At 60.2% G+C, this 15,307-nt stretch carries 15 protein-coding genes and 2 tRNA genes (1 of these 17 cut by a window edge); 3 read left to right on the plus strand and 14 right to left on the minus strand.

Annotated elements, in window-relative coordinates:
• The coding region (locus tag HMPREF2526_RS08800; RefSeq protein ID WP_210384411.1) for a nitroreductase family protein at positions 1-364 on the plus strand (364 nt) is incomplete at its 5' end.
• A gap of 5 nt (positions 365-369) precedes the next feature.
• Here HMPREF2526_RS08800 and HMPREF2526_RS08805 read toward each other — a convergent pair.
• Positions 370-1,125, minus strand: a complete 756-nt coding sequence (locus HMPREF2526_RS08805; protein WP_070516926.1) for a YebC/PmpR family DNA-binding transcriptional regulator — start codon at positions 1,123-1,125, stop codon at positions 370-372.
• A gap of 129 nt (positions 1,126-1,254) precedes the next feature.
• The gene (locus HMPREF2526_RS08810) at positions 1,255-2,118 is read right to left on the minus strand and encodes an acyl-CoA thioesterase (RefSeq protein WP_070516924.1); all 864 of its coding nucleotides are present in this window, start codon (positions 2,116-2,118) and stop codon (positions 1,255-1,257) included.
• Positions 2,119-2,236: 118 nt separating this feature from the next.
• On the opposite strand from HMPREF2526_RS08810, the gene HMPREF2526_RS08815 reads away from it, so the two are divergent.
• On the plus strand, positions 2,237-2,719 hold the full coding sequence (locus HMPREF2526_RS08815) for a DUF3817 domain-containing protein (protein ID WP_046648157.1): 483 nt from the start codon (positions 2,237-2,239) through the stop codon (positions 2,717-2,719).
• Positions 2,720-2,849: 130 nt separating this feature from the next.
• Positions 2,850-3,959 (plus strand): DUF2029 domain-containing protein, encoded by a 1,110-nt coding sequence (locus HMPREF2526_RS08820; protein WP_246819095.1) that lies wholly within the window; start codon positions 2,850-2,852, stop codon positions 3,957-3,959.
• On the opposite strand, the gene HMPREF2526_RS08825 is transcribed toward HMPREF2526_RS08820, so the two are convergent.
• The 12 genes from HMPREF2526_RS08825 to HMPREF2526_RS13510 form a co-directional block, all read right to left on the minus strand.
• Positions 3,944-4,402, minus strand: coding sequence for a LemA family protein (locus HMPREF2526_RS08825; protein WP_070513198.1), 459 nt, complete (start codon positions 4,400-4,402; stop codon positions 3,944-3,946). The two genes, HMPREF2526_RS08820 and HMPREF2526_RS08825, sit on opposite strands and share 16 nt — an antisense overlap.
• Positions 4,403-5,503: a glycosyltransferase family 4 protein gene (locus tag HMPREF2526_RS08830; protein WP_070513194.1), complete on the minus strand. Its 1,101-nt coding sequence runs from the start codon at positions 5,501-5,503 to the stop codon at positions 4,403-4,405.
• A gap of 16 nt (positions 5,504-5,519) precedes the next feature.
• Positions 5,520-6,422: a phosphatidylinositol mannoside acyltransferase gene (locus HMPREF2526_RS08835; RefSeq protein ID WP_070547074.1), complete on the minus strand. Its 903-nt coding sequence runs from the start codon at positions 6,420-6,422 to the stop codon at positions 5,520-5,522.
• A 63-nt stretch (positions 6,423-6,485) separates the two neighbouring features.
• Positions 6,486-7,112, minus strand: a complete 627-nt coding sequence (pgsA, locus tag HMPREF2526_RS08840) for a phosphatidylinositol phosphate synthase (RefSeq protein ID WP_046648162.1) — start codon at positions 7,110-7,112, stop codon at positions 6,486-6,488.
• Positions 7,105-7,683: an ATP adenylyltransferase gene (locus tag HMPREF2526_RS08845; RefSeq protein ID WP_070547076.1), complete on the minus strand. Its 579-nt coding sequence runs from the start codon at positions 7,681-7,683 to the stop codon at positions 7,105-7,107. The genes pgsA and HMPREF2526_RS08845 overlap by 8 nt, the downstream gene beginning before the upstream one ends.
• A 45-nt stretch (positions 7,684-7,728) precedes the next feature.
• Positions 7,729-9,792, minus strand: coding sequence for a threonine--tRNA ligase (gene thrS / locus HMPREF2526_RS08850; protein WP_070547078.1), 2,064 nt, complete (start codon positions 9,790-9,792; stop codon positions 7,729-7,731).
• Between the two features lie 93 nt (positions 9,793-9,885).
• Positions 9,886-11,169 carry a Dyp-type peroxidase gene (locus HMPREF2526_RS08855; RefSeq protein ID WP_070547080.1) on the minus strand — a complete coding sequence of 428 codons (1,284 nt, stop codon included), beginning with the start codon at positions 11,167-11,169 and terminating at the stop codon, positions 9,886-9,888.
• Between the two features lie 66 nt (positions 11,170-11,235).
• Complete coding sequence (locus tag HMPREF2526_RS08860) at positions 11,236-11,922, minus strand: copper chaperone PCu(A)C (protein ID WP_070547082.1); 687 nt, start codon at positions 11,920-11,922, stop codon at positions 11,236-11,238.
• Between the two features lie 77 nt (positions 11,923-11,999).
• Positions 12,000-12,602, minus strand: coding sequence for a copper resistance CopC family protein (locus HMPREF2526_RS08865; protein WP_046648167.1), 603 nt, complete (start codon positions 12,600-12,602; stop codon positions 12,000-12,002).
• Between the two features lie 195 nt (positions 12,603-12,797).
• On the minus strand, positions 12,798-14,780 hold the full coding sequence (locus tag HMPREF2526_RS08870) for a vWA domain-containing protein (protein WP_246819094.1): 1,983 nt from the start codon (positions 14,778-14,780) through the stop codon (positions 12,798-12,800).
• A 379-nt stretch (positions 14,781-15,159) separates the two neighbouring features.
• Positions 15,160-15,232, minus strand: a tRNA-Gly gene (locus HMPREF2526_RS08875).
• A gap of 43 nt (positions 15,233-15,275) precedes the next feature.
• Positions 15,276-15,307: transfer RNA gene (locus HMPREF2526_RS13510), tRNA-Val, on the minus strand; it runs 150 nt beyond the window's last position.

Genomic DNA, 15,307 nt, shown 5'->3' on the forward strand with positions numbered 1-15,307 from the left:
CCGACGTGTCTACTTTCCGGGGGTCAGGCCCCTTCGCTTCTTCGGCGCCCCACACACGGCTTTGCTCTTCATTCCCCCAATGGGCGACCGTATCCGCGCTGCCTTTGATCAAGGTACCTATGCGGAGAATTTCTTGCTCTCGCTTCAAGCGCACGGCTACCGCGGTGTCCCGCAAGGCATGATTTCGCTCCTCGCCCCGACCGTCCGTGAATTCCTCGGAGTGGACGAGGAGCACAAGCTTGTCACCGCCCTGACCTTCGGCATTGCAGACGAGTCCAGCCCTGTGTTCAACACATCCCCGGGCCGTGCCCCGCTGTCAGAGACGGTAACTGCTCATGGCATGGAAGGCCTCAAGCTCGACTAGCCGCGTTAGTCCTCGTCCAGCTGGGCGAGGACCTCTTCGCTCAAGTCCATGTTGGTGTAAACGTTCTGGACATCGTCCGAATCCTCAAGAGCGTCGATGAGGCGGAAGATCTTGCGGGCATCATCTGCCTGCAGCGGCACCTCGACCGAGGCGCGGAAATCGGTATCGGTGTCATCGACCTCGATATCGGCAGCAACGAGCGCCTCGCGCACGGCGGGGATATCACCCGGTGCACAGGTAATCTCAAACTTCTCGCCGTTGTCGTTGACCTCCTCAGCGCCAGCCTCCAGCACAGCGAGCAGGATGTCGTCTTCGCTAAGCTCTCCCTTTTCCACCAACACCAAGCCGGTGCGGGCGAACATGTACGCCACGGAGCCGGACTCTCCGAGGTTGCCGCCGTTCTTGGTCATGGCGGTGCGCACGTCCGTCGCCGCGCGGTTGCGGTTATCCGTCAAGCACTCGATGAGCATGGCAACACCGTTCGGGCCATAGCCCTCGTACATCACGGTTTCCCAATCGGCACCGCCGGCTTCTTCGCCGGAGCCGCGCTTGCGGGCGCGCTCAATGTTGTCGTTAGGAACAGAGGCCTTCTTGGCCTTCCTAATCATGTCATCAAGGGTTGGGTTTGCGGCGGGATCACCGCCACCGGTGCGGGCGGCCACCTCGATATTCTTAATCAGCTTGGCAAATTCCTTGCCACGCTTGGCATCGTTCGCCGCCTTCTTGTGCTTCGTTGTTGCCCATTTAGAGTGGCCTGCCATGTCATCCCTTTCGATGTGGCTATATAAAAAGCTTGTAGAAACTGCTGCAATTATACGGCCTTGTCCTGGATCCACCGGAACAGGGGTCCGCGCGTGCGTCTCGCACGCCGTGGTGCTGACCCCCGGTGGCTAAACGTTTTGCCAATTCCCGTTGGCGCTTGAGCCTTCGGCGTCCGGATGCAGGATGCGCGTCAGGCCCTCCTGCATCGCCACGGCCAGTAGCTCGCCGCGCTGATTGAAGATCTTGCCCTCTGCTAGCCCCGTCCCGGTTTGTGCTGACGGGCTAGACTGCGAATACAACATCCACTCATCCACTCGAACTGGCCGCAAGAACCACAGAGAATGGTCCAGGCTGGCTAGCTGAATCCTCTCGCCCTGGTGCGGAAGCAATGCTGTACGAATCAGCGTCATGTCCGACATATACAGCAGCGCCGCCTGGTGGAGAGACTGGTCGGCAGTGGTAAGAAAGTCACCAGTGTTACGGAACCAAATATTCCTAAACCCGGCACCGGTGGTTTCCGCGGCAATCGCGTCGCGGTCCGCATCCGGGACAAGCCGCACGTCCCAGTCTTCCCACTCTTTCAAGATGATTCGGGTGGAATAGGGCGAGTCCTTAATACTCTCCGGTGGCGGCACCTGCGGCATGTCTGCTTGGTGCTCTGGACCACTGTCCCCTGGCGCTTGGAAACCAGCGCTGAGCATGAAGATCAAGCGTTCGTTTTGAAAGACCCGTACGTGTCGGTGCGCAAAAGAGCGGCCATCCCTAATCCGCTCGACCCGAATGGTGGTGGGAGCGCCAGAATCGCCCGGCCCCACGAAGTAGCAGTGCATGGAGTGGGCAAACTTGTCGTCAACGGTGAGCTGCGCCGCGCGGAGCGCCTGCGCCATGGTTTGCCCGCCAAAGGTGCGCGTAATAAGCGATGGAACCACAGGGCCGCGGAACTCGTCGTCGCCGATTCGCTCGAGGTCGACCGCCTGGGCCACCGTTGCCATGTCTTGCTCCCTTCCTTGTGCGTTGTGGCGTTCGCCGCGATATGGCGCCCGCCACACTAACCCCGACTATCCTACTCACGTGCTGATCCACCCCCGGAGGTTGCGTACTATATTCCGCATGACTTCAACCACGCCGCACAGCGTGCACCGCGTAGCCGCTTACCTGGAAATGGTCACGTGGGGATTGCTGATCCTCTCGATGATCCTCAAGTACTCGGGCACCACCGCAGCACTCACCCCACTTGCGGGAGGTATCCACGGCTTCGGCTTCCTGTGCTTTTTGCTCATGACGGCCCTGGTGTGGATCAACAACCGGTGGCCATTGGGTATCGGGATCCTGGGCCTGGTTGTCACCGTGATTCCTTTCGCAGCCTTGCCTTTTGCGCTGTGGGTGTCGCGGCGCGGGCTCGTTGCTGGTCCGTGGCGGTTTAGCGATGACGCGGAGCCGCAGAATTTCTTCGACAAGCTCTTAGCCCAGGCAGTGCGCCACCCCGTCCGCACCGCGCTCATCGCGCTGCTCGTCGTTGCCGTAGTGTTTAGCATCCTTCTCTTTTTGGGCCCACCCGTCGACGTCGAATCCGCCATTGAAAATAATCGCTAAAGTCCCGACTATCTGGGCTGGGTGGGTGCTGGCACGCCTTTTCCTTATCTACCTACTCGTCAACGAAACGGGTCCGCTCGGGGATGTCCGGTACTACCTCGCGGGCGTATACGGGGATAACCCCCGTGACATGACGGAATATCCCCAGGTGGGCACCTGGCCCAGCGTCCTCCTTGCGTGGATTACCGGCGACGACTTCGAGGCCTATGCCATCGGCTTTACGGCAATGGTGCTGCTTGCCGACGGCGCATTCCTCGCCCTTCTCCTACGTCATCACCGTTCCAACCCCGGGGCATATAGCGCCGGATGGTTTTGGGTGTTCTTTGGCACGGCGGCAGGCCACGTCTTCGCGTGGCGGCTCGATCTCTATCCTGCCTTGCTGGTTGCCGGCGCGGGCGCGCTTCTGGCTACCCGCCCGCGGCTCGCCTCAGCTTTGTTGGCGTGGGCCACCGCCGCGAAGCTGTGGCCGGGGGTCCTCGCTGCCGGGCTTGTCGGGAGAGCAAACTCCCGCGATACCTGGCAGCGGCTGGCCGCGTTCTTTGGAAGTCTCGTTGCCCTGTGCCTCGGTGTAGCAGCGATGACCAGCGTGGATAGGGTTCTATCCCCGTTGACGTATCAAGGTGAGCGCGGCCTCCAGATTGAGTCTCTAGCCGCTACGTGGTTCGTGTACCAGGCGCATCGCCATCCTAATGTGTGGACGATGGGATACGCGGCCTCGAAGAGCTATGAGATCTCCGGTCCCGGCGTCGACACGGCACTCGCTATCAGCACCATCGCGACGGGCGCGGCCCTCGTGTGGTTCGTGGGCGTAGCACTCGTGCACTTTCTACGGGGGTTCTGGAGCCCACATTCCACCGTGGTCTTTTTCATCGCGGCGATTCTGCTTCTCATCGCAACGAATAAGGTCTTCTCCCCGCAGTACATCGTGTGGCTCGGGCCGATACTAGCGGTGGCGCTTCGCTCCCCCGTCCCCAAGTCACCCGCCGGGCAACGGCAGAGGGCCGCCGATATCAAAGGGGTACGCACCATCATGGCCGTCCTCGCCGTGGGAACAGCGGCTTTGGGAACCGTCATCTACCCCTATGGCTATGACTACATCTGGTTCTATGTCGGTGAGGACCCCAACCCGGTGTATGCCCTCGTACTGCGCAACCAGCTCATCCTCGTCATGGCTGTTCTGGCTCTCTACTGGCACCGCCTCGAGTATCGCGCAGCGCGAGCAGCTCACATGTCGATCTGACTTAGTTCGAAAAACTCAGGCAGCTTCGCTGTTCCCCCCAAGCGCAGCAGCTTGACAGCGGGGCGCAACCGCAACGCACGAGTATCGCTGACTGCTTCGTTGTAGAAGCGGTGAGCTAGGTGAATGCGCCCTTCGGCGTCGGCAAGCAAGGCCGGGCGTGATTCAAAGCGCTGCTGGATGGCTGCGGACAACTCCCGCTCCCGGGTGGCACGCTCATCGAAATTCCCCTGTGCTAACTCGGTAGACTCCGCCCGCGCCGCAATGCCCTCGAGCTCCGGCGCCAGCGCGCTCACGACCGTCGCACGGCGGTCGAGCGTGGACTCCAACTGCGCTAACGCTGCATCGGTGCGGATGTGGAGGGAGTTGAGCCGCTGTGCTGTGTACAGGGCCCACATTCCGAGCACAATCGCCAGAGCAAGGATGATGACAACTTCGATCGGCATTTAAGACACACGCACCTTTGTTCCGTCCGCTACCGTTTCATAGACGCGCATTACGGCTGCGGCCACATGGTCCCAATCGTAGTCGCGAGCCCTCTCCATTCCCGCTGCGGTCAAGGCGTGCCGCTTGCCGGAATCGCTCACCACATCGTGCAGCACGCGGGCTAGATCCGTGGCATCACCGTTACGGAACAAAGCACCGGCGGGTGTGTCCGAATCGACGTTGCACACCGCGGCGAAGGCCTCCAAATCTGAAGCCACGACCGCGCAGCCGGCGGCCATCGCCTCGACGAGGACGATGCCGAAACTTTCGCCTCCAGTATTGGGCGCCACATAGATATCGGCACGCCCGAGGATGGCTGCTTTCTCGGCATCGCTGACCCGGCCCACGAATTCAACCCCTGGGGCGCTTCGCGGATGCCCTCCTCCCATGACCGTCACGCGGACGGGCTCTGGGAGAAGCGTCAGGGCCTCGAGAAGAATGTCCAACCCCTTGCGCGGTTCATCGAGGCGTCCCAAAAACACAATTTCAATCTCCGAATCGCGTCGCTCACGCTCAGCTCGCTCCCGCTCGAGGGCATACACGGAGGTATCCACGCCATTGGGGATAAGCACGGGGTCACCGCCAAGCTGCTCCACCTGCCAGCGCCGCGCCATCTCCGAGACCGCGATCCCGCCCCGGACCTTTTCCAGATATGGGCGCAGGAAAGGCTTGGCCAGAGTCAGCGCGAGAGAACTGGAGGCGGATGCATGGTACGTCGCCACGATCGACCCGCGCGCCAGTGCCAAGGCTGCCATGGAATAGCTTGGGGAGTTCGGTTCGTGAATGTGGAGGATATCGAAGTTGCCCTCGCGGATGAAGCGCTTGATGTTGCGGCGCACGTGCGGGCCGATGGACAGGCGGGCCACAGATCCGTTATAGGTGATCGGCACCGCCCAGCCTCCCTTCCGCACAAAGCTGGGGACCTGCGTGCTTGCCGACGCCGGCCCCAGCACCTCCACATAATGACCCTGTTCAATAAAAACAGTAGCCAAGTCAAGGATGTGGGCCTGAACGCCGCCAGGCTCGTCGAAGGAATAGGGGCAGATAATACCGATCCGCATGATGTGTTCTGCCTTTCTATTTCTTCGCGCGCGCCGCCCGCCGACGTTCTACGTCGGCGTTCCAATGCGGCTGCAGCATGTGCCAATCCTCTGGATGCGCTCGGATGTTTTCTGCGAAGCCTTCTGCGAGCCGCTGGCAGGTCTCGTGAAGAGTGGTAACTTCCACCTCGGGGCTGACGGACAAGCCCCATTCCTTACCATCGAACCACGAGTGCACCACGTGAAGGGCCGCTCCCGTCTCGATGGCGAGTTGGGCGGGGCCTGCGGCAACGTTGGCTTCTTCGCCCATGAAGTCTACCGGCACACCAGTGCGTGTGAGGTCACGCTCGGACAATAAACACACCACGCCACCACGCTCCAGGGTGTCTTTCAAACGCGGAAAAGGCGAGGAACTTCCGCCGGTCAGCGGCAAGACGGTAAAGCCAAGGCTCTCGCGGTAGTCCACAAAAGCGTAGAAAAGCGCCTCGGGTTTTAGGCGCTCGGCCACGGTGGTGAATCCGCCATAGTGACCCACGCAGAAAACACCCGCCATGTCCCAATTGCCGGAGTGCGGAAGGGCGAAGATCACCCCGCGGCCCGATGCCACTGAGGCGTCCGCGTGCTCCTTGCCGCGCAGCCCTGCCAATAGACGTTTCTGCAACTCGGGGTCCGAGTGGATGGCAGGCAGGCGAAAGGCCTCGAGCCAGTAACGCATGTAGGAACGCATCGAGTCACGCACCAGCTCGCGCGTCACGTTTTCGGCGCCCACCACGCGGCTGAGGTTTCGGCGCAGCTGCTCCATGCCCTTTCCATTGTCGCTGGCCACATCCGCGCCGCGCTCAAACAACCAGGCTGCCAGCGGTTGCGGAAGAAAACGTACAACTTTCCAACACGCGATGTACGCGGCGGCCGTCAGGCGTTCACGATCCACTAGAGCCACGGTTGAGAAGCCTTTCTGTGCGGGCCGGGGTCGGGTGCCGGCTGAGCGGAGCGATTACTTAGGCTAAAGATCCTTCTTGAAACGCGCTTTAGTGTCCTGGCGCGCCGCTTGGCGCATGCGCTGGTAAATGGTGAAGACAGAACCGACAGCTAGGAGCCAGAGCGAGACTTCTAGGGCATAAGGAACCCCCAGTCCCTCCAGACCCACGCCGCCGAGGCCCAGAATCAGGCGCTCGGGGCGCTCGACGAGTCCGCCGACCATCTTAAAGCCGGAGGCCTCACCGCGCGCCTTGACATAGGAAATGACCTGGGAGCTCACGAGCACCACCATGCAGGCGGCGAAGTTAAGCGGGTGAGCATTGTCGACGTACACCATCCAAAAGGCAATCGCTGCGAACAATGCGCCGTCGGTAATGCGGTCACAGGAGGCGTCGAGAGTAGCTCCGAAGTTGGAACCGCCCGTAGTCAGGCGTGCCATGGTGCCGTCGAGCATGTCGAAGGCTGCGAAAAGCCCCGAGAGTAGCGCTGCGGCGAAAAGGTGGTCGAGCGGGATGAGGATGACCGAGATAGCAATGGTGACAATCGTCCCCACGATGGTGACGATATTGGGAGTCAGGCCCATCTTGAGGAAGAGCTTGGCCACCGGTACCACAACCACGGCGGCGGGCTTGCGCCCATGAACACTAAGCATGCGCTTCTCCTGAGATAATTCCCTCGGCGGCGAGCTCCGCCCACCCCTGCGCCAGCAGGGAGCGGGTGTCCTTGAGGAGCTGCGGCAGCACTTTGACGCCGTCCACGATAGTCATGAAATTAGAGTCCCCGCTCCAGCGCGGAACAATGTGCATGTGCAGGTGCTGCCCCACCGATCCACCGGAGGCGCGCCCCAGATTGAATCCAGCGTTGACGGCATCGGGGCCGGAGACCTTCTTGAGAACCCGGATAGCTGCTTGGGCAAACTGGAAGAGCTCACGGGATTCCTCCTCGGTAAGGTTTTCCAGCTCAGATTCTTGACGGTACGGAATGACCATCATGTGCCCAGCGTTATAGGGATAGAGGTTGAGCACACAGTAGACAAGCTCGCCGCGGGCCACGATGAGCCCGTCCTCGTCCGACATCTGCGGAATCTCCACGAACGGATTGTGGGCTTTCTTCGGCACGTCGCCGGCGCCGCCCTCACGCTTGATGTAGCTCATGCGGTACGGCGCCCACAGGCGCTCTAAGCGGTCGGGCGTTCCCAGGCCGGTATCGACGTACTCTCCCACTCTGTATGTTCTCCCTTTCTAGCCTCTGCCTAGATGCATATGCATCTAGACGCGCTCGGCGATGCTGTCCTTGGTCGGTTGTTCGTTATTGCGCTCACGAACCCACGCCTCGATGACGTTGATTGCCGCCTCGACCGGCACACCGTTGACCTGGGTGCCGTCGAGGAAGCGGAAGGAGACCGCACCCGCTTCGACGTCACGCTCACCGGCCAGAAGCATGAATGGCACCTTGCCGGTGGTGTGGTTACGGATCTTCTTCTGCATGCGGTCATCGGAGGTATCCACGTCAGCGCGCAGGCCGCGTGCACGCAGCTGTGCACAAACTTCCTCAAGGTGCGGGGCAAAGGTATCAGCGACTGGAATGCCCACCACCTGGTGCGGAGCCAGCCACGCCGGGAATGCACCCGCGTAGTGCTCTAGGAGCACGCCAAAGAAACGCTCGATGGAGCCGAAGAGCGCACGGTGAATCATGATCGGGCGCTGCTTGGAGCCATCCGACGCCGTGTACTCGAGCTCGAAGCGCTCAGGCAGGTTGAAGTCCAGCTGCACGGTGGACATCTGCCAGGTACGGCCGATGGCATCGCGAGCCTGAACGGAAATCTTCGGGCCGTAGAAGGCCGCGCCTGCCGGGTCCGGGACCAGCTCAAGGCCGGACTTCTCCGCCACCGACTGCAGGATCTTCGTCGAGCGCTCCCAGATCTCATCCGAGCCAACGTACTTGTTCGGGTCCTTGGTGGACAGCTCAAGGTAGAAGTCATCCAGGCCGTAGTCCTTGAGCAAGGAAATGATGAACTCCAGAACCTTGGTCAACTCTTCTTCGAGCTGCTCCGGGGTGCAGTAAATATGCGAGTCATCCTGGGTAAAGCCGCGAGCGCGGGTCAGGCCGTGGATAACGCCAGATTTCTCGTATCGGTAGACCGTTCCGAACTCAAAGAGGCGCAGCGGCAACTCGCGGTAGGAACGGCCGCGGGAGGCGAAGATGAGGTTGTGCATTGGGCAGTTCATCGGCTTGGCGTAGTAGTCCTGCGGCTGCTTGGTGCAGTTGCCATCCTCGTCCCACTCACCGTCGAGCTGCATCGGCGGGAACATGCCATCCGCGTAGAAATCCAGGTGACCGGACTTCTTGAACAGGTCTCCCTTGGTCAGGTGCGGGGTGGACACGAAGGAGTAGCCGTCCGCGATGTGGCGACGGCGGGAGTGCTCCTCCATCTCCATGCGCACGGTAGCGCCATTGGGGTGGAATACCGGGAAACCGGAACCAATCTCATCCGGGAAGGAGAATAGGTCCAGCTCAGCACCCAGGCGGCGGTGGTCACGCTTTTCGGCCTCTTCCACCATGGTCTTGTAGGACTCCAAGGCCTCCTTGGATTCGAAGGCGGTGCCATAAATGCGCTGCAAACCAGCCTTGGACTGGTCACCGCGCCAGTAGGCAGCAGAGGAACGCGTCAGGGTGAATGCCGGGATGTACTTGGTGGTCGGCACGTGCGGGCCGCGGCAGAGATCAAACCACTCCACCTCGCCGGTGCGCGGGTTGACGTTGTCATAGTGGGTCAGATCTCCGGCACCCACCTCGGCGGCCTCATCGGAATCTGGGTCCACGTTGCCCTTGTCCTGGACCAGCTCCAGTTTGAAGGGCTCGTTGGCCAATGCCGCCTCAGCCTCCTCGGTGGTGGCATAGACGTGGCGCTCGAAGCGCTGGCCGCCCTTGATGATCTTCTTCATACGCTTCTCAATGGCCTTGAGGTCCTCTGGGGTGAAGGGCTCAGCGGTCTGGAAGTCGAAGTAGAAGCCATTCTCGATGGCCGGGCCAATGCCCAGCTTGGTGCCGGGGAATTCCGCCTGTACTGCCTGGGCCATGACGTGTCCGCAGGAGTGGCGGATAACGGCGCGGCCATCTTCCTCGCAGGCAGCAACCGGGGTGAACTCGGCGTCCGTGTCCGGGGTGTGGGAAAGGTCGTAGAGGGTGCCGTCGGCGCCGCGGACGACGACAACTGCTTCGGGGCCCTTGTTGGGCAGCTCATGCTCGCGCATCGCTGCTCCCACGGCAGTCCCGGCCGGGACCGTGATCGGGTCGTAGTTCACCGGGACTGCTGGAATCATTTCCGCCATGACTTGGTGCGCTCCTTTGCGCTCACGCGCCGCTCGACATACCTGGCCGAGCAGCACTCAACGAGAAAGTTACAGCGGCTTAGTCTACCCCTCTTAACTGCGTATGAGCGATTCGCCCCAGAAGGTTTCGCCTTCAGTTCCGGCCGGCATGTAGTAGACGGCCGAACCAATGTGGGTGATCCACTCGTTGAGCCGATCAGCTTCGTCAAGGCGCGCCTGAATAGGCTCAAACTGTGTCGTCGGGTCCTTCTGGTAGCAAATAAAGATCAACCCGGCGTTGCTGAGCTCACCGCGCTGGGTGGTCTCCGGAGTCGGCGGCAGGTTGTAGTTATACGGGCGACGCAACAGTTTTTGCTCTGGATGCTCCGCCGGCGGATGCGCTCTGGCGACATGAGAGTTCTCATCAATGGCTTTGAGCCCAAACTCATTGCGGGCGTCCAAATCCACCGGGTCGAACTCGTCCTTAGCACCTATAGGAGCTCCGGTATCGAGAGTGCGCCCAGTCGAGTTCTCACGTGCTGCGCGATCAAGCTGCTCCCATGTGTCCAGGTTCATGTGGATGCGGCGTACCACCATGGCGCTGCCGCCGGCGAAGGGGCCGTCTTCGATCCACACCTGCTCGTTGAAGTCTTCCTCGCTTCGGGGATTAACCGTTCCGTCCTTTTGCCCGAAGAGGTTGCGGGGAGTAACACCCTTCGGTGCAGATCCATAGGCATGGCTGAATCCCTGCTGGATCCACGCAACGTCGGCGTAATCTTTGCCCGCACGGGTCATATGCCGCAACACGAAGGCGGCAGTGAAAGGATCATCGCTACAGATCTGCAGGACGATATCTGTCTGGCCCCATTCCGGGCGGAGGTCATCATGGTCAAAAGCCTGGATATCGCGCAGCCAGCTGGGCTTGGCGACGTCCACCGTGTCGAAGAATCCCTCTCCCCAACCGCACGTGACGGTGAGGTTTGCTGGGGTGGTAGACAATTCGGGTTCGAGGCTGCCCAACGGGTTCTCACCGGTGCAGAGGCGACGGGCGTCCTCCGTCCACAGGCGCATCAACGCGGCCGCGCCGCGAGCGGTGGTGTCCTTCTTGAGGTTAAAGCCCACCAGCTCCACGTGCGCCTGGACCGGAGTTTGGATGCCTGCTTGGTGCTTGCCGTCGAAGGCGACGATATCGCCACCCATGGTCTCCTCGCGGTTTTCCGGGCCTGTGCTGCCGGCGTCCCCAGCCTGCGCTGCGCGAGAGGCATCCGCGGAGGCATCAGCAGATGCCTGTCCAGGTTCATCCCCTTTCGCACAGCTTGCAAGCGCTACCGCGCTTGCCGCCACAGCGCTTCCGGCGAGCAGTCCACGCCGACTGACAGGTTCCTCGAACCCGCTCATTTTTGATTTCTCCCTATCTCGTGAGAACCGATTTCTTGCCTACCTTGGCCCGGAACACGCTGGTTTCTAGTGCGCGTGCTCTTCCTTCTTCATGTCAGACGCGTCTGCGGATTCCGAGTGGTCCATGTGCTCACCATGGTCCATGGATCCGTGGTCCATATCGCCGTGGTTCATGTGGCCCATGTCGCCGTAGTCTTCATCGCCGGCACCAATGGTGCGCACGGGGATGTCACCGAGCTCGATCGTGGAACCGTCGGCAAGCTCCAGCGTAAGGGTTGCGGTCTCACCGGCCATGACGGGCTCGGTCACGCCCATCAGCATGAAGTGGAAACCTCCCGGCGCGAGCTCGAGGGATTCGCCAGCGGGGATGTCGAAGCCTTCTTCCTTCTCCTTCATCACGCCGTCTACGACCTCGTGGATCTCATAGTGCTTAGCCTTCACCGAAGAGCTGAAGCCAACTACGTTGATGTCCTTGTCCGTGTTGTTGTGGAGCGTGCCGAAGATAGCGGTCATATCGGAGTCCTTCTCCATGGCGCGCACGACAGCATCCTCGAAAGTTACGCCAGACTCAGCGGAGGAAGAAGCCGACGTGCTGGTTTCCGCACCCTTCTCTGCGCTGCTGTCAGCGCTGGCCGCGGTGCTCGTCGCGGTAGCTGTCGAGTCCTCCTCGCTCGGCGAGCAACCAGCCAAGGTGAGGCTGACAGCCGCGATAGCAACTACGGAGGTACGGAAGAAAGAACGGGATTTCAGCATGGAACATGCCTTTCTGGAGTAATTACCTGAAGGGGATGAGGTGGATTGGCTCGCGCGTCATCGAGGCCCTGTGTGGCCTAGCCTGCGCCATCGGAGCGACGTGTTTTCGCCCCGAAGGCGAAGACTGCCGCACCGACGACGAGAACTGCCCCGATACCAATGATCCATTTAGCAGCTGCGGGCAGGGAGCTCAGGGGGTCCTGGGAGTCCTCTGCACCGCCGTCTTCCGCGGCAGCATCCGCGTCACTTTGGCCAGAGGCTCCAGACGACCCATTGCCTGCCTCCCCTCCGGCAGCACCGGAAGCTACGCTGAACGGCACCGAGCCGAGTGTGGAGTGACCATCGGAGGAGGTAATGCGAAAACCTACTTGGTATTCGCCGTCACCAGGTTCGATGTCCTGGGGAACCTCAATGGTGAGGTTTCGTCCGTCAATGGTGGGTGTGGCATCAAAGAGCACGTCGCCGGAGGTTGTGTCGCTCACGGCGAAAGTGTTGAAGTCATCCCGAGGAATGCCAGAGAACTCCAGCGTGATTTCACGGGGGAATTCTTCCAGCGGTGCGTCACCCACCACGTTGCCGCCAATGACTGAGTCATGTGCCGCGGCTAGTGGCGCGGACAGCCCAATCACGAGGCTCACGGCCCCAGCGGCGACTACTGTGGTGACCTGACGCAACTGCATTTCTTGGATGACTCCTTGATGGCGTGATGAAACTTTTGATTGAAGGTTCCCTCATCCTATCGCTGGGAGGGATCTCCTAGCCAATCCTTAACCCCACGTGGAGTGCGTGGGGTTATCAAGTAGTCGTTGCACGCGACAGAAAAGTTCCCTATGCCTACGCAAGCGTGGATTCTGCCGCAGTTCCCGCAGGTAGCACTAGTGTCTACGCCCGCGAAGAAGGATGACCACCAAGATGATGACGGCAAGCGCAATGATGCCCAAGGCTGCGGCCAAGAGAAATCCTAGGGTGCCAAGACCCAAGCCTTTATCCTCGTCGGCGCTTGCTGCTTGGTCCACATTTCCTTCGTCACCATCACTCTTCGGTGCCTCAGTCTTGTCCTTGACAGGCTCATAGATGGGCCCTTGGATTGGATCCCCCAACACCTTGGTGGTGAGGGCATATTTCGCCGTGTCTCGCTTGCCATCGAATACCTCATCTTCCTTTTCGGTATCCGTGCCCGCATCTAGGGTGACCAAGATGTAATAGTCACCCTCCAACCAGTTAGCTTGGGCTCCTTGCCCGTTTGCCTGACTTTGACCGAAACGGTTGGCGAAGGCCGTCGGTATAACTGAGTGTGCTGCAACTTCTTGGCCCTCGTTCAACGCCGACATATAATCGTTGTCACCAGCTCGCTCGCGCGCGGGGTTAAGAATCTCCAAATTCAGGGACGAGTACTTCAAGGCATTCTCATCAGACATCTCGCCTACTTTCAAGGCAGCAGCAAGCTGCTGTCCTTCCTTCATGGGAACCTTGAAGACTTGCGCCTCGCCCCGCACAATGTCGGTCTCGATGGTGTCTCCGCTTTCCAGCTCAATGGCATCGCTGAACCAGCTAGCCGCGCGAACCTTTTCAGCGCCTTCAAAATTGGCATGAAGCTCACCCTCTACCTCGCTGTCCAGCCCGCTCACCAGCTCATCCATGTTGGACACAGGGTCAATGCGGTGGAGGAGGATTTCTACGTCTAGGGGTTCCTCAGCCTTATGGGTCATCGCTCGCTTCGCGGTCAAGACAAGTTCGTCACTTGGACACTTTTCGGAGCCCATTTCTCGGGTAAAGGCACTCGCGCTGGGCAAAGCGTCTGTGCGAATGGAGGTATGGAACTCGTCCTGATCAGCAGTGCACTCAATGGAGCCTTGTTCACCTCCATGATTACCGGTCGGTGGCTCGGAACCGTCACCGAAGAAAACCGACATTCCGAGACTTCGCGGCTTAACCACCGCGCCGTCCAAAGTCTTGTACATCGTCGCTACATAGCGCTCCCCAGGCTTGACGGGAATAGACCATGACTCAGCGTGAAAATCCTTGTGAGTATCCTCGCCGCCGTTAGTCGGCGGCTCCAGTTGCGCACGGAAGATGAAGTCCTCTCCGGATTCCCAGCGAGGAAGCTGCGTTGGTTGGCTAATATCTTCGCTGCCTTCAATCTGCTCGACATCGGATTTGTAAATGTCTGCGGCGCGCCCTGCTGCCTTCTTAATCATCGCTGCCAGTGAATCTGCGTCCCCGGCGTCGAGATACTCGCCGCCTGCGGCACCTGCGATACAGGAAAGCTCCTTGCGGGCTTCTTCGTCAACATTGAAGCCAATCGTGTTGATGACAAGATCAACCCCCTGCTCGTGAAGCTCTTTGGCTACTTCACATACTGGCGGCGGCGCACAGGTATCAATGCCGTCCGATACCAAGACGATCGTCCCGTGCTGACCGCCCAGCTCTTCGGCGGCCTTCTTCAGGGAATCACCAATCGGGGTATAGCCCTTAGCTTGAAGGTCATCGATTGGCCCAGTGAAAGAATCCCCCACGTCCTCCTTAGGCCCACTCACCACGTGGATATCACGGCATCCGGCTTCCTGATTCTCAGGGGCTTCGTCGACCGTGCCACCATACGTGACGAGTCCCAACGGGATGGTGCCGCCGAGTTCGGAGACGAAGTTCTTCGTTGCGTCCTTCGCGGCATCAAGGCGGGTCTGCCCGCCAGCATCCTGGACATTCATAGAGCCCGAAGAGTCGAGCACAAGCATCGTCGCACCGCTCTGTGCCTCTGCTGAATCTCCACTCGGTGCAGACTCGGAGTCAGCCGCGGACGCCGAACTAGGCTCTTCACTGCGCGTGACGCCCGTGGGATTCTGTGCAAACGCTGGCACGGCTATCGCACTGAGAAGTGCGAGAAGCGCAACGGCGAAAACGGCGAAAAAGGTGCGTACTGCGCTCTGCCTGGAAGTCAAAAACGGGGCGAATGCTCTCATGATGTCCATTTCTTTGAGATGACAAGTCTGTGAGAAACATCATAAATGGCTGGCGAAAAGCTCGGCCACCGACGGGGAAAAGTCCCCTTCCAACACGCCCCCACCTCAAACCTGGACATCTCCCAGGCAACCTCCCGGGCAAACTTATCCAACCTGAGCGCTCACGGTAAACAAGGCATCAAAAATCTGCGATTTTGTGCCACTATCTACCGTGAATGAGGCAAGGGCGAAGAAAATAAAAAAGTGCCCCTCCGTCATGGGGGGACACTTTCGCCGGAGCGGATGACGAGACTCGAACTCGCGACCCTCACCTTGGCAAGGTGATGCGCTACCAACTGCGCTACATCCGCGTGACGAGCTCTCGCTCGTCGCGGGCTCCAAATGGAAACCCTGTGCGCGATACTGGGATTGAACCAGTGACCTCT

It is taken from the genome of Corynebacterium sp. HMSC070E08 (assembly GCF_001808895.1).
Classification (GTDB): Bacteria; Actinomycetota; Actinomycetes; order Mycobacteriales; family Mycobacteriaceae; genus Corynebacterium; species Corynebacterium hiratae.